The 19,624-nt window shown below is 68.4% G+C and carries 23 protein-coding genes; 18 read left to right on the forward strand and 5 right to left on the reverse strand.

Annotated elements, in window-relative coordinates:
• Positions 1–23: 23 nt before the first annotated feature.
• Positions 24–605: a DUF1439 domain-containing protein gene (locus WS75_RS13050; RefSeq protein WP_059680819.1), complete on the reverse strand. Its 582-nt coding sequence runs from the start codon at positions 603–605 to the stop codon at positions 24–26.
• A 141-nt stretch (positions 606–746) separates the two neighbouring features.
• Positions 747–1,064, reverse strand: coding sequence for a YkgJ family cysteine cluster protein (locus WS75_RS13055; protein WP_059680838.1), 318 nt, complete (start codon positions 1,062–1,064; stop codon positions 747–749).
• 171 nt (positions 1,065–1,235) lie between these two features.
• Here WS75_RS13055 and hemN point away from each other — a divergent pair, with 171 nt between their 5' ends.
• The 17 genes from hemN to ureG all read left to right on the forward strand — a co-directional run bounded on the left by hemN (position 1,236) and on the right by ureG (position 15,996).
• Positions 1,236–2,627: an oxygen-independent coproporphyrinogen III oxidase gene (hemN, locus tag WS75_RS13060; RefSeq protein ID WP_059680820.1), complete on the forward strand. Its 1,392-nt coding sequence runs from the start codon at positions 1,236–1,238 to the stop codon at positions 2,625–2,627.
• A 72-nt stretch (positions 2,628–2,699) separates the two neighbouring features.
• Positions 2,700–2,957: a hypothetical protein gene (locus tag WS75_RS13065; RefSeq protein ID WP_059448113.1), complete on the forward strand. Its 258-nt coding sequence runs from the start codon at positions 2,700–2,702 to the stop codon at positions 2,955–2,957.
• Positions 2,958–3,061: 104 nt separating this feature from the next.
• Complete coding sequence (locus WS75_RS13070; protein ID WP_059680821.1) at positions 3,062–3,718, forward strand: protein-L-isoaspartate O-methyltransferase family protein; 657 nt, start codon at positions 3,062–3,064, stop codon at positions 3,716–3,718.
• A gap of 14 nt (positions 3,719–3,732) precedes the next feature.
• Entirely contained in the window at positions 3,733–4,056 is a 324-nt protein-coding gene (locus WS75_RS13075; RefSeq protein ID WP_006758748.1) for a rhodanese-like domain-containing protein, read from the forward strand.
• Between the two features lie 196 nt (positions 4,057–4,252).
• Complete coding sequence (locus tag WS75_RS34535) at positions 4,253–4,384, forward strand: hypothetical protein (RefSeq protein ID WP_257129365.1); 132 nt, start codon at positions 4,253–4,255, stop codon at positions 4,382–4,384.
• Between the two features lie 228 nt (positions 4,385–4,612).
• Positions 4,613–5,920 (forward strand): urea ABC transporter substrate-binding protein, encoded by a 1,308-nt coding sequence (urtA, locus tag WS75_RS13080; protein ID WP_059680822.1) that lies wholly within the window; start codon positions 4,613–4,615, stop codon positions 5,918–5,920.
• Between the two features lie 141 nt (positions 5,921–6,061).
• A complete protein-coding gene (gene urtB, locus WS75_RS13085) occupies positions 6,062–7,681 on the forward strand; it encodes an urea ABC transporter permease subunit UrtB (RefSeq protein ID WP_059680823.1) in 1,620 nt (539 codons plus the stop codon).
• Between the two features lies 1 nt (position 7,682).
• Entirely contained in the window at positions 7,683–8,870 is a 1,188-nt protein-coding gene (urtC, locus tag WS75_RS13090; RefSeq protein WP_059680824.1) for an urea ABC transporter permease subunit UrtC, read from the forward strand.
• Positions 8,867–9,724 (forward strand): urea ABC transporter ATP-binding protein UrtD, encoded by an 858-nt coding sequence (urtD, locus tag WS75_RS13095; RefSeq protein WP_059680825.1) that lies wholly within the window; start codon positions 8,867–8,869, stop codon positions 9,722–9,724. The genes urtC and urtD overlap by 4 nt, the downstream gene beginning before the upstream one ends.
• A gap of 4 nt (positions 9,725–9,728) precedes the next feature.
• Positions 9,729–10,421, forward strand: a complete 693-nt coding sequence (gene urtE, locus WS75_RS13100) for an urea ABC transporter ATP-binding subunit UrtE (protein ID WP_059680826.1) — start codon at positions 9,729–9,731, stop codon at positions 10,419–10,421.
• 144 nt (positions 10,422–10,565) lie between these two features.
• Entirely contained in the window at positions 10,566–11,441 is an 876-nt protein-coding gene (locus WS75_RS13105) for an urease accessory protein UreD (RefSeq protein WP_059680827.1), read from the forward strand.
• Between the two features lie 236 nt (positions 11,442–11,677).
• Positions 11,678–11,980 carry an urease subunit gamma gene (ureA, locus tag WS75_RS13110; protein WP_006048588.1) on the forward strand — a complete coding sequence of 101 codons (303 nt, stop codon included), beginning with the start codon at positions 11,678–11,680 and terminating at the stop codon, positions 11,978–11,980.
• 14 nt (positions 11,981–11,994) lie between these two features.
• Positions 11,995–12,300: an urease subunit beta gene (locus tag WS75_RS13115; protein WP_059455900.1), complete on the forward strand. Its 306-nt coding sequence runs from the start codon at positions 11,995–11,997 to the stop codon at positions 12,298–12,300.
• Positions 12,301–12,328: 28 nt separating this feature from the next.
• On the forward strand, positions 12,329–14,035 hold the full coding sequence (gene ureC / locus WS75_RS13120) for an urease subunit alpha (RefSeq protein ID WP_059680828.1): 1,707 nt from the start codon (positions 12,329–12,331) through the stop codon (positions 14,033–14,035).
• A 17-nt stretch (positions 14,036–14,052) separates the two neighbouring features.
• A complete protein-coding gene (gene ureE / locus WS75_RS13125; RefSeq protein ID WP_059680829.1) occupies positions 14,053–14,667 on the forward strand; it encodes an urease accessory protein UreE in 615 nt (204 codons plus the stop codon).
• Positions 14,654–15,334 (forward strand): urease accessory protein UreF, encoded by a 681-nt coding sequence (locus tag WS75_RS13130; RefSeq protein ID WP_059680830.1) that lies wholly within the window; start codon positions 14,654–14,656, stop codon positions 15,332–15,334. Before ureE ends, WS75_RS13130 begins: the two co-directional genes overlap by 14 nt.
• A gap of 14 nt (positions 15,335–15,348) precedes the next feature.
• Positions 15,349–15,996 carry an urease accessory protein UreG gene (gene ureG, locus WS75_RS13135; RefSeq protein WP_059680831.1) on the forward strand — a complete coding sequence of 216 codons (648 nt, stop codon included), beginning with the start codon at positions 15,349–15,351 and terminating at the stop codon, positions 15,994–15,996.
• Between the two features lie 59 nt (positions 15,997–16,055).
• Here ureG and waaA read toward each other — a convergent pair whose 3' ends face one another.
• The 3 genes from waaA to waaC are packed head-to-tail and all read right to left on the reverse strand — an operon-like array spanning position 16,056 to position 19,384.
• The gene (gene waaA, locus WS75_RS13140; protein ID WP_059680832.1) at positions 16,056–17,423 is read right to left on the reverse strand and encodes a lipid IV(A) 3-deoxy-D-manno-octulosonic acid transferase; all 1,368 of its coding nucleotides are present in this window, start codon (positions 17,421–17,423) and stop codon (positions 16,056–16,058) included.
• 37 nt (positions 17,424–17,460) lie between these two features.
• The gene (locus WS75_RS13145) at positions 17,461–18,345 is read right to left on the reverse strand and encodes a Kdo hydroxylase family protein (protein WP_059680833.1); all 885 of its coding nucleotides are present in this window, start codon (positions 18,343–18,345) and stop codon (positions 17,461–17,463) included.
• A gap of 43 nt (positions 18,346–18,388) precedes the next feature.
• Positions 18,389–19,384 carry a lipopolysaccharide heptosyltransferase I gene (gene waaC / locus WS75_RS13150; protein WP_059605585.1) on the reverse strand — a complete coding sequence of 332 codons (996 nt, stop codon included), beginning with the start codon at positions 19,382–19,384 and terminating at the stop codon, positions 18,389–18,391.
• Between waaC and WS75_RS34310 the strand changes: the two genes are divergently transcribed.
• Positions 19,320–19,624 (forward strand): hypothetical protein (locus WS75_RS34310; protein WP_218919269.1); only part of this gene is annotated, 305 nt, incomplete at its 3' end. The genes waaC and WS75_RS34310 overlap by 65 nt on opposite strands.

Below are 19,624 nucleotides of genomic sequence, written 5' to 3' on the forward strand. Positions count from 1 at the left end.
GCCCGGCCGCGCGCGGTGCGCCGTCACTTTTCGACGATCGCCACGCGTATGCCGTTTGTAAGAATCGTAATTGTACCGGGTTCGTAGTTCACGCCGGCAAATTGCAGTTGTTCGGGCTTGAACGTGTAGATCGGATAGTTGGTCAGCATCTGCGTCGCGAGCAGGCCGGCGGCCGCGCCGACCTGTTGCGCGTACATCTGCGCGTTGCCGTCGAGCACGAGGCTGTCGACGGCCGGCGCCTTCAGCACGACCGAGCGGCTCGGCGCGTCGTAAGCCAGCTGGCCCGACACGGTAAACTTGCCGCTCACCGGTTCGCTCAGGAACGGACTCGCGAAATGCGCGTCCAGTTGCACGGCGACGCGGTTCTGGTCGGGCAGCAGGTTGACGGCCGGATTGGCGAGCGACACGTCGACGACCTGCGCGACCGTCTTCTGGTACGGAAACTTGCGCGCGACGGCTTTCTGCACATCGCCACGCGAGAACGTGTAGTGATCGGGGATGAACGGGAAAGTCGACGCGCAGGCGGCGAGCGATACCGACACGCCGATGGCGCCGGCGCAGGCGGCGAGGAAGCGGCGCCGGCCGGGCGTGCAAGATGCGGTCATGCTGAACAATCTCCTGTATCGGGCGAAGCGTCCGTCGGGTTACCGGCTCGGCCGCAAGCAGGGCCGTGGACCGAAGTTAGTGCTTCGGCGGATGTCGCCGGTTCCATGCGCGTGCCTGTGACGGGCAGCGCGGGCAATGCGTCAGCGGGCCGCGCCGGCGCCGGGCGCCGGCTGCGTCGCGACCTCGAGGCGCGTCAGCCACGCGAGCGCGTCGTCGCGCGACGCACCGCACATCTCGGCGGACGGCTGCAGTCCGGAACAGCACGCGGGACGCTCGGGCCGGCCGAAGATCCGGCAGCGCAGGTCGTCGCCGAGCTGCACGCAGCGCACGCCGGCCGGCTTGCCGTCGGGCATCCCCGGAATCGGCGAGGAAATCGACGGCGCGATGCAGCATGCGCCGCACCCCTCGCGGCACGCATGCGGCGGCGGGACATCGGCGGGCGCCGGACGGACAGGCATTTCGACGGACACTCGGCTCTCTCACGAACAACAAAAAAACGGTGCGGCAACCGGACGCAGCGTGCGGCAGCCCACTGCGCATTGTGCCACCGCCGGCTGCGACGTTATTACACAATGCAGCCGAAACGCGCGTTTATATACTCGAAAGCATCTAAAAAGCGCGAGACCCTCATGAGTTCCGGTTCTGCCGACACAATGTTCCGTCCCGATTTGCTCGCGAAGTACGGCGCGAACGGGCCGCGCTATACGTCCTACCCCACCGCGCTGCAATTCCGCGACGATTTCGACCCGGCCGACTACGTGCGCGCCGCGGGCGATCCTGGCGCGTCGTCGAGCGACCTGTCGCTGTACTTCCACATCCCGTTCTGCAACACCGCCTGCTTCTACTGCGGCTGCAACAAGATCGCGACCAACAACCGCCGCCGCGCGCGCCCGTATCTCGAGCAACTGAAGCGCGAGCTGGCGCTGCAGGCCGCGCTGTTCGATCCCGCGCGCCCGGTCACGCAGCTGCACTGGGGCGGCGGCACGCCGACCTTCCTGTCCGACGACGAAACGGCCGAGCTGATGGTGGCCACCCGCGAACACTTCGCGCTCGCGCCAGACGCCGACGCGGAGTTCTCGATCGAGATCGACCCGCGCACGGTCACGCCCGCGACGCTCGTCCACCTGCGCAACATCGGCTTCAACCGGCTGAGCCTGGGCGTGCAGGATTTCGATCCGATCGTGCAGCAGGCGATCAACCGGATCCAGCCGCTCGCGATGACGGCCGACCTGCTGTCGGCAGCACGCACCACGGGCTTTCATTCGGTCAGCGTCGACGTGATCTACGGGCTGCCGCACCAGACGGTCGCCGTATTCGCGCGCACGCTCGAGACAATCATCGAACTCGCGCCCGACCGCCTCTCGGTATTCGGCTACGCGCACATGCCGCACCTGTTCAAGATGCAGCGGCAGATCGACGACGCGACGCTGCCGCCGCCCGCAACGCGCGTCGCGCTGCTCGGCCTCGCGATCGACATGCTGACTCAGGCCGGCTACGTGTACATCGGGATGGATCACTTCGCGCGGCCGAGCGACGAACTCGTGCGAGCGCAGCGCAACGGCACGCTGCAGCGCAATTTCCAGGGCTACAGCACGCGCGCGGATACGGACCTGGTCGGCTTCGGCGTGTCGTCGATCGGGAAGGTCGGCGACGTCTACGCGCAGAACGCGAAGGATCTGCCGGCCTATGGCGCCGCGCTCGACGCGGGCCGGCTGCCGATCACGCGCGGCGTGCGGCTCACGCCCGACGACCGGCTGCGCCGGGACGTGATCACCCAGCTGATGTGCAACCTCGAACTGCCGTTCTCGCATATCGAGGCCGCGCACGGGATCCGCTTCGCCGATCACTTCGCGCGCGAGCTCGACGCACTGCGCACGTTCGAGCAGGACGGGTTGCTGACCATCGCCGGCGACCGCCTGACGATCCACCCGGCCGGCCGGATGGTCGTGCGCAACATCGCGATGGCGTTCGACGCCTACCTCGGCCAGACGCCGCGGCAACGCTACTCGCGCACCGTCTGACGCCGCACGGCCGCATGCGGGCGGCCGGTTTGATAAAGTACGGGGCTCAACGCCCCTGCAAGAATCCGCACGATGCGCACCACCAAAGCAACCAACGCGGTCGAACGCCTGAAGACCCGTTCCGGCAACCCGCAGTTCGCGGCCGTCGCGATGGCGGGCGGCCTGTTCTATCTGGTCGACCGCTCCGGCGGCACCGCCGAGAAGCGCAGCGAGCCGCTGCCGCTCGACGAATTCGTCAGGTTCGTCGATGAATTCGGCCCCAAAAAGCCGCGCAAGGCGAGCAAGCTCGACCTCGCATTCGAGGCGCAGATCAAGAAGAGCAAGGGTTAAAGGTCTGTTGCAGGCCGTCTGAAGGCTTCGCGGCCGCCCCGTTTGGTACAATCACGAAGTTTCTCTATCCCCGCTGATGGCCGACCTGGCTGCGTGACCACACCATGAATATCGAAAACGCGCGTTTCAACATGATCGAACAACAGATCCGGCCGTGGGATGTGCTGGATCTGGACGTCCTGGGCCTGCTGTCGATCGTCAAGCGTGAAAACTACGTGTTGCCCGAACACCGCGATCTCGCGTTCGCCGACCTCGAGCTGCCGCTGCCCGGCGGCACCAGCAAGATGCTGTTCCCGCGCGTCGAAGCGCGCGTGCTGCAGGAACTGGCGGTCAAGAAGCACGAGAACGTGCTCGTGATCGGCGCGGGTTCGGGCTACCTGGCCGCACTGTTCGCGCATCGCGCACAGCACGTGACGGCTGTCGATATCGATCCGACCATCGCAAAGTTCGCGGCGGACAACCTGCGCAACGACGGCGTGACGAACGCGGAAGTCGTGCTCGGCGACGGCTCGCTCGGTTGGCCCGACAAGGCGCCGTATGACGTGATCTGCGTCGCGGGCGGCCTGCCGGTCGTGCCGCAGCAGATGCTCGAACAGCTGAAGATCGGCGGCCGCCTGTCGGCGTTCGTCGGCGGCCGTCCGGTGATGAAGGCGCAGATCATCACGCGCATCGACGACAAGCAGTACCGCGTCGCCGACGTGTTCGAAACCTACGTCAATCACCTCGTCAACGCGATGGAGCCGTCGCGCTTCAAGTTCTGAGCGGCGGAGCTTCCATGCAGATCCTGACACCCGCGATGCTCGCGGAATGGCTTCGCGATCCGGCGCGTCCCGCGCCGGTCGTGCTCGACGTGCGCGAGCCGTGGGAAATCTCGACCGCGCAGATCGCCGGCAGCGTGTCGATCCCGATGCAACAGATCCCCGCGCGCAGCGAGGAGCTCGACGACGAAGCGGAAATCGTCTGCGTGTGCCATCACGGGATGCGCAGCGCCCAGGTCGCGATGTTCCTCGAATCGCGCGGCTTCACGAAGCTGTACAACCTGCAGGGCGGGATCGACGCGTGGTCGCGTGACGTCGATCCGTCCGTGCCGCGTTACTGAGTCACTGACCTTCCCGGCGGCGCATCGCGCGCCGCCACGGCGACCGGCACGTTGCAGCCGATCGCTCCGATCCGCCGAACGGGCGCGCATGGCGCGCCCGTTTGCATTTCCGCTTCTCTGTTCCCCCTCCCCCGATCGCTTCGGCCCGTCGGCTAGCCGCGTGTGTTCGATGACGGACGGCGGCGAGCACCCGAGCATGGCACCCGTCGAACGGATCGCTTCGCGCTTCCCGTCGTACGCCACTTCCCCCCGTGTGGACGGCGACGCCGACACGACGCGGCTGGATGCATGCGCATCGATCACGTTCCGCACGTCCCTCAACGCGTGACGTGCGCGCTCGCACACGGGCGCACGCCGTGCACCATTTGCGCCCGCGCGACTGCACCGCAACGGATCGCGCATGCTGCAGGACGCGTCACGCGCGCCACGCCAACGCCCGACGTCACCCCGCACAGGCACGCCCCGCGTGCATCCGTGCGACTGGCACATGCCTTGCGTTAGTCAGATGCCGGCGCCGTCATGGCGCACGCCTATCAAACACGTCAAGGGGAACTCGATGAAACGTCGCAGTCTGCTGAAGTTCGGTTCGATGGCCGGTGCACTCGCGCTGGCGGGCAAGAGTCCGTTCGCGCACGCGGCCGATGCGGGCACGGGTCCGATCAAGGTCGGCATCCTGCATTCGCTGTCGGGCACGATGGCGATCTCCGAAACGTCGCTGAAGGACACGGCGCTGATGACGATCGCCGACATCAACAAGAGCGGCGGCGTGATGGGCCGCAAGATCGAGCCCGTGGTCGTCGACCCCGCATCGAACTGGCCGCTGTTCGCGGAGAAGGCGCGCCAGCTGCTCACGCAGGACAAGGTCGCATGCGTGTTCGGCTGCTGGACGTCGGTGTCGCGCAAGTCGGTGCTGCCGGTGTTCGAGGAACTGAACGGCCTGCTCTACTACCCGGTGCAATACGAAGGCGAGGAAATGTCGCGCAACGTGTTCTACACGGGCGCCGCGCCGAATCAGCAGGCGATCCCGGCCGTCGAGTACCTGATGAGCGCGGAAGGCGGCAGCGCGAAGCGCTTCTTCCTGCTCGGCACCGACTACGTGTATCCGCGCACGACCAACAAGATCCTGCGCGCGTTCCTGAAGTCGAAAGGCGTCAAGGACGCCGACATTCAGGAGGTCTACACGCCGTTCGGACACAGCGACTACCAGACGATCGTCGCGAATATCAAGAACTTCGCGCAGGGCGGCAAGACGACCGTGGTCTCGACGATCAACGGCGATTCGAACGTGCCGTTCTACAAGGAGCTCGGCAACCAGGGGATCAAGGCGACCGACGTGCCGGTGGTCGCGTTCTCGGTCGGCGAGGAAGAGCTGCGCGGGATCGACACGAAGCCGCTCGTCGGCCATCTCGCGGCCTGGAACTACTTCATGTCGGTGAAGAACCCGACGAACACGAAGTTCAAGGACCAGTTCGCCGCGTGGGTGAAGGCGAACAATCTGCCGGGCGGCGCGAAGCGCGTGACCAACGATCCGATGGAAGCGACCTACGTCGGCATCCACATGTGGAAGCAGGCGGTCGAGAAGGCGAAGAGCACCGACGTCGACAAGGTGCGCGTCGCGATGATCGGACAGACGGTTGCCGCGCCGTCGGGCTTCACGCTCTCGATGGACGGCAACCATCACCTGCACAAGCCGGTGATGATCGGCGAGATCCGCGGCGACGGGCAGTTCAACGTCGTGTGGAAGACGAAGACGGTCGTGCGCGCGCAGCCGTGGAGCCCGTTCATCGCGGGCAACCAGGGCAAGCCGGACATCGTCAGCTCGATCCCGGCGTTCCTGCGCCGGCAGCGCGCGGCGCTGGCCTGATGCGATGCGGAGCGCCGCGCACCGGCGTGGCGCTCCGTTCGCAGGCCGGCGCAGGCACGCCGCCGCGATTGCGGTAACGCGCCGCTTTCGCTCGCGCGCCGCCGCACGCATTCGCTTTCCCACGCCCGACAGGATTTTCCGATGCCTACACGCTTTCGCCGCGCCGCCGTCGCGGTCGTCGCCTGTGCCGCGCTGACGGGCGCGCTGCCGCACGCCGCGTTCGCCCTGACGGCGGCCGATACCGCCGCGCTTGCCGGCGACGACTTCGACGCGAAAACGGCCGCGATCGAACATCTCGCCGCCGATGCCGATCCGCGCGCCGTCGCGTTGCTCAATGCGCTGTCGACCGGCGACGCGCTCGCGACCGGCGACGGACACCTGCTGATCCAGACCGGCGACACCGCGCACGACGCGCTCACGCAGGCCGCGACGCCGGCCGGCGACGCGCAGCCCGTGATGCTGAACAACCTGCTGCGCACGAAGATCGCCGGTGCGCTGTCGGGTCTCGCTCTCGCATCGCCGGATGTCGCCGCGCGCCGCGACGCGATCGACGCGCTGCTGAAGTCGCCCGACCCGGCGCTCAAGCCGATGATCGAGCGCGCCCGCGCCAAGGAAACCGATCCGGCATTGAAACGCCGTCTCGACGCACTGTGGGCGATCGCCGCGCTGCACGACGCCGATCCGGCGAAGCGTCTCGAAGCCGTGCAGGTGGTGGCCGCGCGCCACGATCTCGACATGATCGAGCAATTGCGCCCGCTCGTCGCGCAGAACGCCGACGGCAGCCATGCGGAGCCCGACGCGCGCGTGCGCGAAGCCGCGCAGCAAGGACTCGATGCATTGCACACGCTGCAGCGCCGCGGCGAGATCGTGGGCACCGTGTTCGCGGGCCTGTCGCTCGGCAGCGTGCTGCTGCTCGCGGCGCTCGGCCTCGCGATCACGTACGGGCTGATCGGCGTGATCAACATGGCGCACGGCGAATTCCTGATGATCGGTGCGTACGCAACCTATGTCGTGCAGACGCTGATCCAGCGTTATGCGCCGGCGGCGTTCGACTGGTATCCGCTCGTCGCGGTGCCCGTGTCGTTCGCGGCGGCGGCGCTGGTGGGCATCGTGCTCGAGCGGCTCGTGCTGCGGCACCTGTATGGCCGCCCGCTCGAGACGCTGCTCGCGACGTTCGGCGTGAGCCTGATCCTGATCCAGGCCACGCGCATGCTGTTCGGCGCGCAGAACGTGCAGGTCGTGAACCCGTCGTGGATGAGCGGCGGCGTGACCGTGATGCAGAACCTGATCCTGCCGTACAACCGGCTCGCGATCCTCGCGTTCGCGCTCGCGGTCGTGTGCGTCGCCTGGGGCGTGCTGACGAAGACACGGCTCGGCCTGTTCGTGCGCGCGGTCACGCAGAACCGCCGGATGGCCGCGTGCGTCGGCGTGAAGACCGCGCGCGTCGACGCGTATGCGTTCGCGTTCGGCGCGGGCATCGCGGGCCTCGGCGGGTGCGCGCTGTCGCAGATCGGCAACGTGGGCCCGGACCTCGGGCAAAACTACATCATCGATTCGTTCATGGCGGTCGTGCTCGGCGGCGTCGGCCAGATCGCCGGCACCGTGCTCGGCGGCTTCGGGCTCGGCCTCGTCAGCAAGGCAATCGAGCCGTTCTGGGGCGCGGTGCTCGCGAAGATCGCGGTGCTCGTGATGATCGTGCTGTTCATCCAGAAACGTCCGCAGGGCATGTTCGCCCCGAAGGGACGCAGCGCGGAGGCCTGACATGACTTCAATCACCGATTCGTTGTCGAATCCGATCCCCGACGCGCCGAAGCCCGCCGCAGCCGCGCGTGCCGAGGACGGTTTCGCGCTCGGCCTGCCGCCCCGCCCCGCGCTGCTGTCGCGCCGCGCTTGGCTTGCGCTCGTCGCGCTGTGCGTCGCGATCGGCATCGGCGTGCCGCTCGCCGCACTGGTCGCGCCCGAGTCGAGCGCGTTCCACCTGTCCGCGTATGCGATGACGCTCGCCGGCAAGCTGATGTGCTACGCGATCGCCGCGCTCGCGCTCGATCTCGTGTGGGGCTACTGCGGAATCCTGAGCCTCGGCCATGGCCTCTTCTTCGCGCTCGGCGGTTATGCGATCGGCATGTACCTGATGCGCGAGATCGGCCGCGACGGCAAATACGGCAGCGACCTGCCCGACTTCATGGTGTTCCTCGACTGGCATCAGCTGCCCTGGTACTGGAGCGGCACGCAGCATCTCGCCTGGGCGCTCGCGCTGGTCGTGCTCGTGCCGGCCGTGCTCGCATGGGTGTTCGGCTTCTTCACGTTCCGCTCGCGCGTGAAGGGCGTGTACCTGTCGATCATCACGCAAGCGCTGACGTTCGCCGCGATGCTGCTGTTCTTTCGCAACGAGACGGGCTTCGGCGGCAACAACGGCTTCACCGACTTCAAGCGCATCGCAGGCTTCTCCGTCACGTCGCCCGGCACGCGCACGGTGCTGTTGCTGCTGACCTTCGCGACGCTCGTGCTCGCGTTCATCGCCGCGCGCGCGATCGTCACCAGCAAGCTCGGGCGCGTGGTCACCGCGGTGCGCGACGGCGAGACGCGGCTGATGTTCCTCGGTTACAGCCCGCTCGCGTACAAACTGTTCGTATGGACGCTGTCGGCCGTGCTGTGCGGCATCGCGGGCGCGTTGTACGTGCCGCAGGTCGGCATCATCAACCCCGGCGAGATGTCGCCCGGCAACTCGATCGAAATGGCGATCTGGGTCGCCGTGGGCGGGCGCGGCACGCTGATCGGTCCGATCGTCGGCGCATTCGCGGTGAACGGCGCGAAGAGCCTCTTCACCGCGTACTTCGCCGAATACTGGCTGTTCTTTCTCGGGCTGATCTTCGTGCTCGTGCCGCTCTTGCTGCCGCGCGGCATCATGGGCCTCGTGGACACGCTGCTCGCAAAGGGGAAACGCGCATGAACGGCACGGCCCTCTACCAGTTCACGCCACCGGCCGAGGACGAGCTGCTGGCCGTCAGCGGCACCGCATCGATGGGCCGCGTGGTGCCGCCCGGCATCGACACGTCGCACGGCACGATCCTCTACCTCGAGGACATCGAGGTGAGCTTCGACGGCTTTCGCGCGCTGAACAAGCTGTCGCTGTCGATCGACGCGGGCGAACTGCGCTGCGTGATCGGCCCGAACGGCGCGGGCAAGACGACGATGATGGACGTGATCACCGGCAAGACGCGACCCGACGCGGGCAAGGTTTTTCTCGGCCAGACCATCGACCTCGCGAGGATGAACGAACCCGAGATCGCACGTGCGGGGATCGGCCGCAAGTTCCAGAAGCCAACCGTGTTCGAACAGCATCCGGTGTGGGAAAACCTTGAACTGGCGATGCAGACGGACAAAGGCTGGCTCGCGTCGCTGCGCGCGCGGCTCGATCGCGCCGCACAGGCGAAGATCGAGGAGACGCTCGCGCTGATCGGCCTCGAAAGCGACGCGTATCGCGCGGCCGGCGAGCTGTCGCACGGGCAGAAGCAGCGGCTCGAGATCGGCATGCTGCTGATGCAGCGCCCGGCTCTGTTGCTGCTCGACGAGCCGGCCGCCGGGATGACCGACCACGAGACGATGGAACTCGCGAAGCTGCTGAACACGCTGCGCGGCACCTGCTCGATGATGGTCGTCGAGCACGACATGGAATTCGTCGCGGCGCTCGCGGGCGATACGGGCCGCGTGACGGTGATGGCCGAAGGCGCGGTGCTCGCGCAAGGCACGCTCGACCAGGTCAAGCGCGACGACGCGGTGATCGAGTCCTACCTCGGACGGTAATCCAATGCTGAAGATCGATGCACTGAACCAGTACTACGGCGGCAGCCATATCCTGCGCAACGTGACGATGGCCGCCGACGACGGCAAGCTCACCGTGCTGCTCGGCCGCAACGGCGTCGGCAAGAGCACGCTGCTGCGCTGCCTGATGGGGGTCGTCGCCGCGAAAAGCGGCAGCGTGTCGTGGCGCGGCACGGCGCTCGGCGCGCTGCCGCCATATGCGCGCGTCGCGGCCGGCCTCGCATACGTGCCGCAGGGTCGCGACATCTTTCCGCGGCTGACCGTCGAGGAAAACCTGCTCGTCGGCGCGGCGAGCCGCAAGGCGCCGTCAAAGGTGCCGGACCGCATCTACGACCTGTTCCCGGTGCTCAAGGACATGCGCGCGCGGCGCGGCGGCGACCTGTCGGGCGGCCAGCAGCAGCAGCTCGCGATCGGCCGTGCGCTGATGAGCGAGCCGCAGCTGTTGATCCTCGACGAGCCGACCGAGGGCATCCAGCCGTCGATCATCCAGGACATCGGCCGCACGCTGCGCCAGCTCGTCGACGAATCGAGAATGACCGTGCTGCTCGTCGAGCAGTATTACGACTTCGCGCGCTCGATCGCGGACCATTACTGGGTGATGAGCCGCGGCGAGGTCATCTCGGGCGGCGATGCGCGCGACATGGAAACGAACGGTGTGCGCGAACTGATCGCGGTGTGAGCAGCGGCACGGCGGCGGGTACGGCCGGCCGGTTCGCGGTGCGGCCGCACGCGCCGCGCTTCCAACGAACGCGGCATCTGCATTATTGTTCCGGTAGCATCCACGTTCCTCGCGCCCGTTTCCGTCGTTTCCCGCTTGCCGCCGATGTCCGCCTCCGACTCCCACGCCCCGCTGTCCCGCCCCGCCGTCGCCAAGTCGTGGCGCGGCCGTCTCGAACTCGGCTTCGAACGGCACGGCGCGCGCACGACGCTCGTCCACCGGCTGCACGACGGCCCGTTGCGCGTCCAGCGGCCGCTGTATCCGGAAGGCGACGCGATCTGTCACGCGGTCATCGTTCACCCGCCGGGCGGCGTCGCGGGCGGCGACCGGCTCGACATCGACATCACGCTCGGCGACGGCACGCACGCGGTGCTGACGACACCCGGCGCGACCAAGTGGTACAAGTCGAACGGGCTCGACGCGACGCAGCGCATCGGCATCACGGTCGGCGAGCACGCGAAGCTCGACTGGCTGCCGCAGAACAACCTGTTCTTCGACGCGGCCCACGCCGCGCTCGACTTCACGGTAACGCTCGGCGCCGGCGCGAGCGCGATCGGCTGGGACGCGACGCAGCTCGGCCGGCAGGCGGCCGGCGAAACGTGGTCGGCGGGCCGCATCGCATCGGGTTCGGCACTCGTCGATGCCGATGGGCGGCCGCTATGGACCGAGCGCGCGCGGCTCGACGCGCACGATCCGCTGCGCGGCGCACTGCAGGGTCTCGCCGGCTTTCCCGTATACGGCACGCTCTGGGCGGCTGGCGCCGCGTGCGATGCCGCGCTCGCCGAAGCGCTCGCCGTGCGGATGCCGTTCGACGACACCCTGCGCGCGGGCGCGACCTGCGTGACGCCGGGCGTCGTGCTGGTGCGCGCGGTATCGACGTCGATGGAAGCACTGCAGCGTCACTTCGCCGACTGCTGGCTTTACCTGCGGCCGCTCGTGCACGGCGTCGACGCACGGCCGCTGCGCCTCTGGCAGACCTGAGCGCTCGGCCCGGCACGCACCGTTTCGGCGCAATCACACCGTCCACCCTGCCCACGATTCATGCATCGCGCACCACGATTGCGCATCGAGACGCGTTCCATCGGCATGGCACGCGCCTTGCTGCTTACATAACGGCTACACGACGCACGAAAAACGGCGCGGTGCTACGATGACCCGCGCCCCAGCCGCAACCCCGCGCACCGATAAAAATTACGTTTTCCTGAACGACTGCCTTCATGAAACTGACTCCCCGAGAAAAGGACAAGCTGCTGATCTTCACGGCGGCGCTGCTGGCCGAGCGCCGTCGCGCGCGCGGGCTGAAGCTCAACTACCCGGAAGCGGTCGCGTTCATCACCGCCGCGTTGATGGAAGCCGCGCGCGACGGCAAGACCGTCGCCGAGGTGATGCACTACGGCACGACGCTGCTCACGCGCGACGACGTGATGGAAGGCGTGCCGGAGATGATCCCCGACATCCAGGTCGAGGCGACCTTCCCCGACGGCACCAAGCTCGTCACCGTCCACCACCCGATTCCGTGACCGAGGTAGCACGCATGATCCCCGGCGAAATCCTCACCGACGACGGCGAGCACGAACTGAACGCAGGCCGCGCGACGCGCTCGCTCGTCGTCGCGAACACGGGCGACCGCCCGGTGCAGGTCGGCTCGCATTACCACTTCTTCGAAGTCAACGACGCGCTGTCGTTCGACCGCGCGGCCGCGCGCGGCTTCCGGCTCAACATCGCGGCCGGCACCGCGGTGCGCTTCGAGCCGGGCCAGACGCGCACCGTCGAGCTGGTCGAGCTGGCCGGCGAACGCGCCGTCTACGGTTTTCAGGGCAAGGTGATGGGGCCGCTGTAAGCCGCGCCCCGCTCTTCAGGAACAGCACATGACATTACGCTTGAGCCGCCGCGCATACGCGGAAATGTTCGGGCCGACGACGGGCGACCGCGTGCGGCTCGCCGATACCGAACTGCTGATCGAGATCGAACGCGACTTCACGACCTACGGCGAGGAAGTGAAATTCGGCGGCGGGAAGGTGATCCGCGACGGCATGGGCCAGTCGCAGCGCGTGGCCGCCGACGTGCCCGACACGATCATCACGAACGCGGTGATCCTCGATCATTGGGGCATCGTGAAGGCCGACATCGCGATCAAGCACGGCCGCATCGCGGCGATCGGCAAGGCCGGCAATCCGGACATCCAGCCGGGCGTGACGATCGCCATTGGCGCGGCGACCGAAGTGATCGCCGGCGAAGGGCTGATCGTGACGGCCGGCGGCATCGACACGCACATCCACTTCATCAGCCCGCAGCAGATCGACGAGGCACTCGCGTCGGGCGTCACGACGATGCTCGGCGGCGGCACGGGGCCGGCCACCGGCACCAACGCGACGACCTGCACGCCGGGCCCGTGGCACATGGAGCGGATGCTGCAGGCCGCCGACGGCTGGCCGATCAACCTCGGCTTTCTCGGCAAGGGCAACGCGAGCCTGCCGCAGCCGCTCGTCGAACAGATCGCGGCCGGCGCGATCGGGCTGAAGCTGCACGAGGACTGGGGCACGACGCCCGCCGCGATCGACAACTGCCTGTCGGTCGCCGACGACACCGACACGCAGGTCGCGATCCACACCGACACGCTGAACGAAGCCGGCTTCGTCGAATCGACGGTCGCCGCGTTCAAGGGCCGCACGATCCACACGTATCACACCGAAGGCGCGGGCGGCGGCCATGCGCCCGACATCCTGAAGGTGTGCGGCGAGGCGAACGTGCTGCCGTCGTCGACCAACCCGACGCGCCCGTACACGATCAACACGCTCGACGAGCATCTCGACATGCTGATGGTGTGCCATCACCTCGATCCGTCGATCGCCGAGGATCTCGCGTTCGCGGAATCGCGGATCCGCCGCGAGACGATCGCGGCCGAGGACATCCTGCACGATCTCGGCGCGCTGTCGATGCTGTCGTCCGATTCGCAGGCGATGGGCCGCGTCGGCGAAGTGATCATCCGCACCTGGCAGACCGCGCACAAGATGAAGGTGCAGCGCGGCGCGCTGCCGGAAGACAACGCACGCAACGACAACTTCCGCGCGAAGCGCTACGTCGCGAAATACACGATCAACCCGGCGATCACGCACGGGATCGCGCATGAAGTCGGTTCGATCGAACCCGGCAAGTGGGCCGACCTCGTGCTGTGGGAGCCGGCGTTCTTCGGGATCAAGCCGTCGATGATCCTGAAGGGCGGGATGATCGCGGTCGCGCAGATGGGCGACCCGAACGCGTCGATCCCGACGCCGCAGCCGGTCCACTACCGCGAGATGTTCGCCACGCGTGGCGGCGCGCTCGCGCGCACGTCGCTGACCTTCGTGTCGCAGATGGCCGCCGATGCCGGCATCGCCGAACGCTACGGACTCGCGAAGCGCGTCGTGCCGGTGCGCAACTGCCGCAACGTGACGAAGGCCGACATGATCCACAACGCGTGGCGTCCGTCGATCAGCGTCGATCCCGAAACCTACGACGTGATCGCCGACGGCCAACTGCTCACCTGCGAGCCGGCGTCGGTGCTGCCGATGGCGCAGCGCTATTTCCTGTTCTGATTTCCGGTTTTCGCTCCATGCGCACCCTCGACAAACGCATTGCCCCGAACGTGAAGCTCGCCGCGTCGCTCGTCGCGCGTGCGCCGACGCTCACGCTCGCCTATGACGCCCGCTGCAAGAGCCGCCTCGCGGCGACGCTCGACACGGGCGAGGACGTCGCGGTCCTGCTGCCGCGCGGCACCGTCCTGCGCGACGGCGACGTGCTCGTCGCCGACGACGGCGCGCTCGTGCGAATCGCCGCGGCGCCCGAGACCGTGCTGCTCGTGCGCGCGGCCGATCCGCTCACGCTGATGCGCGCTGCGTATCACCTCGGCAATCGTCACACGCCGGTCGAGATCGGCGACGGCTATCTGAAGCTCGAAGCCGATCCGGTGCTCGCCGACATGCTGCGCCGGCTCGGCGCGCAGGTCGACGAAGCGAGCGCACCGTTCCAGCCGGAAGCCGGTGCGTACGGCGGCGGCCACAAGCATGGGCACGATGCCACATTCGCTGAGGATTACGCGCTCGCGCAGCAGGTATTCGGCGAACACCACGGCCACTCGCACGATCACGATCACGATCACGATCACGATCACGATCATCAGCATGGTCCGGGCTGCGCGCACGGCCACCACGGTCATGACCACCACTGAACTCGTCGCGCTGCTGCATCTCGCGTCGCCCGCGCTGCCGATCGGTGCGTACAGCTATTCGCAGGGGCTCGAAGCCGCGCTCGACGCGAACCTGATCCGCGACGCCGACACCGCGCGCGACTGGATCGCCAGCGGGCTGACCGACGTGCTCGCGCTCGGCGAGCTGCCGTTCCTCGCGCACCAGCTCGCGCGCTGGCAGGCGCACGACGCCGACGCGCTCGCCCGCGAAAACGCATGGTTCGTGGCGAGCCGCGAATCGGCGGAATTGCGCCGCGAGACCGAGCAGATGGGCTGGTCGCTCGCGCAGCTTTGCGCGTCGCTCGAATGGGGCGATGCCGCGCGCCGCGCGACGCTCGCGTCGCTGTCGCCGATAGCACTGCCGACCGCGTTCGCCTACGCGGCCGCCGCGCACGACGCCGGTGCCGACGCGACGCTCGCCGCGTACGCATTCGGCTGGGTCGAGAACCAGACGGCGGCCGCGCTGAAAGCCGTGCCGCTCGGCCAGCTCGCGGGCCAGCGCATCATCGTCGCGCTGCGCGGCGCGATCGACGCGGCCGTACGCCGCGCGCTCGCGACGCCACCCGACGCCATCAACACGTTCGCGCCGCAGCTCGGCATCCTGTCCGCGCGGCACGAAACCCAGTACTCGCGGTTGTTCCGCTCCTGAACCCGATCCACACCATGAACGCATCCGCTCCCTCCTCTGCCCGCCGCACGAAGAAACTGCCGCCGCTGCGCGTCGGCATCGGCGGCCCCGTCGGCTCCGGCAAGACCACCCTGCTCGAAATGCTGTGCAAGGCGATGCGCGAGCGCTACGACCTCGTCGCGATCACGAACGACATCTATACGAAGGAAGACCAGCGCCTGCTGACGGTCGCGGGCGCGCTGCCCGAGGAACGCATCATGGGCGTCGAGACGGGCGGCTGCCCGCACACGGCGATCCGCGAGGATGCGTCGATCAACCTCGAGGCCGTCGACCGGATGCTGTCGCGCTTTCCGGACGCCGACATCGTGTTCATCGAGTCGGGCGGCGACAATCTCGCGGCGACGTTCAGCCCCGAGTTGTCAGACCTGACGATCTACGTGATCGACGTCGCCGGCGGCGAAAAGATTCCGCGCAAGGGCGGCCCCGGCATCACGAAATCCGACCTGCTCGTGATCAACAAGACCGATCTCGCGCCGCTCGTCGGCGCGAACCTCGACGTGATGGCCTCGGACACGAAGAAGATGCGTGGCGAGCGGCCTTACGTGATGACGAACCTGAAGGCGCTCGAAGGCCTCGCGGACGTCGTCGCGTTCATCGAGAAGAAGGGATTGTTGACGGTGTGAGCGGCGGCGCGGCGGCCCGCTGCCGCCTCGCCTGCCCGGGGCGGCCTTGCACCGCCCGCTCAGTCGCCGGATGCTTCCGACGCGTCGGTTGCGCCGGGCATCGCGCCGCTGCCGCGCTCGACCGGCGGCAGCAACGCCGAAAGCACGTCGACCGAGCGCGCGGTCGCGCCGCGATGACGCGACGCGAACGCGGCACCGGCCGCGCCCATCGCGATACGGCGCGCGTGATCGGCGAACAGCGCGTCGAGCACATGCGCGAGATCGAGCGGATCCGCGACCTGCATCGCCGCGCCGGCCGCGACCGCATCGACGGTCGCCTGCGTGAAGTTGAACACGTGCGGGCCGATCAGCACCGGCACGCCGACCGCACACGCCTCGATGAGATTCTGCCCGCCGAGCGGCAGCAGGCTGCCGCCGATGAACGCGACGTCGCTGGCCGCGTAGTACGCGCCGAGTTCACCCATCGAATCGCCGAGCAGCACCGTCACGTCGGCCGGCAGCGGTTCCGCCGCGGCGGGCCGGCCGGCCGCGAGCGCCGCCGCGTCCGCGCCCCACACCGAACGCCGCACGCACTTGAATCCGTTGCGCACGACGAGCGCTTCGACTTCGGCGAAACGCTGCGGATGACGCGGCACGAGAATCAGCAGCGCACCGGGCGTCTTCATCGCCGCGAATGCCTGCAGCACCAGCGCCTCTTCGTTCTCGCGCGTACTGGCGGCCACCCACACGGGCCGCGTGCCGATCGCGTCGCGCCATGCGTGGCCGCGCGCCGCCAGCTCCGGCGGCGTCGTCATGTCGAACTTCAGGTTGCCGAGCACCGCCACGTTACGCGCGCCGAGCGACGTCAGCCGCTCCGCGTCGGCCGGGCTCTGCGCGAGCACGCGCGAGAAACCGCCGAACACGTCGCGCGTCGCCGCGCCGAACTTCGCCGCGCGCCGATGCGAGCGCGCGGACATCCGCGCGTTGGTCAGCACGAGCGGCACGTCCGCGCGGCGGCACTCGTCGATCAGCGTCGGCCACACCTCGGTTTCCATCACGAGGCCGAGCGTCGGCCGCCATGCGCGCAGGAAGCGCCGCACCGCGCCCGGCATGTCGTACGGCAGGTAGCAGCGCCGCACGCGGTCGCCGAAGATCTGTTCGCCGGTCGCGCGGCCGCTCGGCGTCATGTGCGTGAGCAGGATGCGCGCGTCGGGACGCGCGCGCATCAGCGCGTCGATCAGCGGCTGCGCGGCGCGCGTCTCGCCGACCGACACCGCATGCACCCAGATCAGCGGCGCGCGATCGTCCGGTGAACGGCCGGCGACGTAGCCGAAGCGCTCGCCGATGTGCTCGCGATAGCGGCGCTCCTTGCGCGAGCGCACGTAGAGCCGGATGACCGCGATCGGCGCAACGAGCCACCACAGCGCGCGATAGATCGCCCTCAGCATGAGCGGACTCCGTCACCGCGGAGGATGCGGTGCGCGCTCAAACCAGCGCCCTGCCCTGCAGGCGCTCGAGAATCCCGAGCGGCGCGCATTCGCGACGCACCATCGCGTCGACCGGCAGGAAGAAGGTCTGCTCGAGCATGAACTGGCCGGACATCACAGCGTGCGAAGTCTGATCGGAGAAACATATCCACACGCTGCCCGGCGGAAACGGCATCGTCTGCTGCGGGCAGGTCTTCTGGTACTCGAGATCGGCCTTCATGCTGTCGTGCAGGTTCAGCATCAGGTGGTCGTACGCGCTGCGCGGCGACTTCGTCACGTGCAGCAGGTTCAGCAGCCACGCCGAACCCGGGAACTGCGGCCGGATCTTCGGCAGGAAGCGCTTCGCGACGTCCTCGAACGGCTCGCCGACGCGCCATACGCGCGGCTGGCCGGCCGGGTTCACGTTCGTGAACACGCGCAAGATCCGCTCGCCGTAGTTCGGCCGCGACGGGAATGCGTCGACGTGCAGCCGGCTGTCGTCCTTGCGCCACGACGTCTGGCGCGTCTCGACCTGCATCAGCCGCAGGCTCGTCGGCGCGACGCGCAGCTTGCCGCGATATTCGGGAAAGAGGCCGTCGACGAGCGTGCCGGCCTGCTGCTGGAAGCGCGCGACCAGCGCGCGCACGGCCGACTGCGTGACGCTGTCGCCGAGCACGCCGGCGAGCGCACCGCCGTTCGGCGCGAGGCTGATGTTCTTGCGTTTCGGATCGGCGAGCGCCGGATCGAGCAGCGCTTCCTCGCCGCCTTCGATCGCGAAGCGCAGGTGCGGGAAATACAGCACCTTGCCTTCCTCGACCGCGGCGAGCAGTTGCTCGCGCGGCGCCGACAGGTTGTGTCCGCTCCAGTCGGCGGACGGGACTTCGATGATCTGGGATTCGCTCATGATCGGTTCGCGTGCGTGACGGGCAGGGCAGGCATGACGGGCATCACAGCAGGCCGAAGCCCGCGAGCACCGCCTTCACCTGCGAGATCGACGGCGGCTGCCCCGCCGTGCCGAGGTTGACGACGTTCGGCGACCAGTAGCCACCGGTGCGCCAGGCCGTCGCGAAATTGTACAGTTCGACCGTCGGACGCTTCAGCGCGGCCGCGATGTGAACCAGACCTGTATCAACCCCGACCGTCGCGGCTGCGCCGTCGATCAGGCCGACGACGGCCGGCAGCGACAGTTTCGGCGGCACGATCGCCGCCGCGCCGAACTCCTTCGCGAGCCGCTCGCTGGTCGCGCGCTCCGCGTCGTTGCCCCACGGCAGCACGAGCGACGCGCCGCGCCGCACGAGCGCCTGGCCGAGCTCGATCCAGGCGGCGTCCGGCCACTGCTTGTCGGCGCGCGACGTCGCATGGACGAACACCACGTACGGCACCGGCAGGTTCAGGCCGAGCGCCGCGACCGCGAGCGCCGCCGCACGCGTATCGAGGCCGAAGTCGACCGGATCGGCCGGCGTCGGCGCCGGGTCGCCCAGCGCGGCCGCGACCAGCTGGCGCGAACGCTCGACCACGTGCGTGCGCGGTGCGATCGGCACGCGCTTGCGATAGAAGAAACGCACCGGCCATTCGTAGCCCGCGCCGTCGGTGCGGTTGCCGAGGCCCGCGAGCGGGCCGCGCGCCCAGCTCGCGACCCAGGCCGTCTTGATTAGCCCCTGGCAGTCGATCACGAGGTCGTACTGCTCGGCCGCGAGGCGTTTGCGAAACGCGCGGATCTCGCGCCACGTCGCACCCGAGAGCGGCTTCTTGCGCCAGCGGCGCAGCGAGAACGGCAGCACGTCGCGCACGCCGTCGACGAGCCGCACGAGGTCGACGAAGCTCTCCTCGACGAGCCAGTCGATCTGCGCGTCGGGGTGGCGACGCCGGATATCGGCGATGACCGGCATGTTGTGCACGACGTCGCCCAGCGACGACACGCGTACGATCAGAATCTTTTGCACGCTGAAAAAACGCCGGCGGACGGCCGGCGACAGGCATAAAGACGCGATTTTATCGCGCCCGGGGGACCACACAGGCAAAAAGCGGCCGCACGCCGTCGGCGTGCGCCGCTTTTCGGGGATGGCGCGACGATCCTTCGACCCTCGTCGCGCCGGCGGCCCAGGCTCAGAACGGCAGCTCGACGTCCGGCTTCGCGGCCGTCAGCACGCGGCGGAAATCCGCCTGGATGCGCTCGAGTCCTT

Source organism: Burkholderia sp. FL-7-2-10-S1-D7 (genome assembly GCF_001524185.1).
Taxonomy (GTDB): domain Bacteria; phylum Pseudomonadota; class Gammaproteobacteria; order Burkholderiales; family Burkholderiaceae; genus Burkholderia; species Burkholderia diffusa.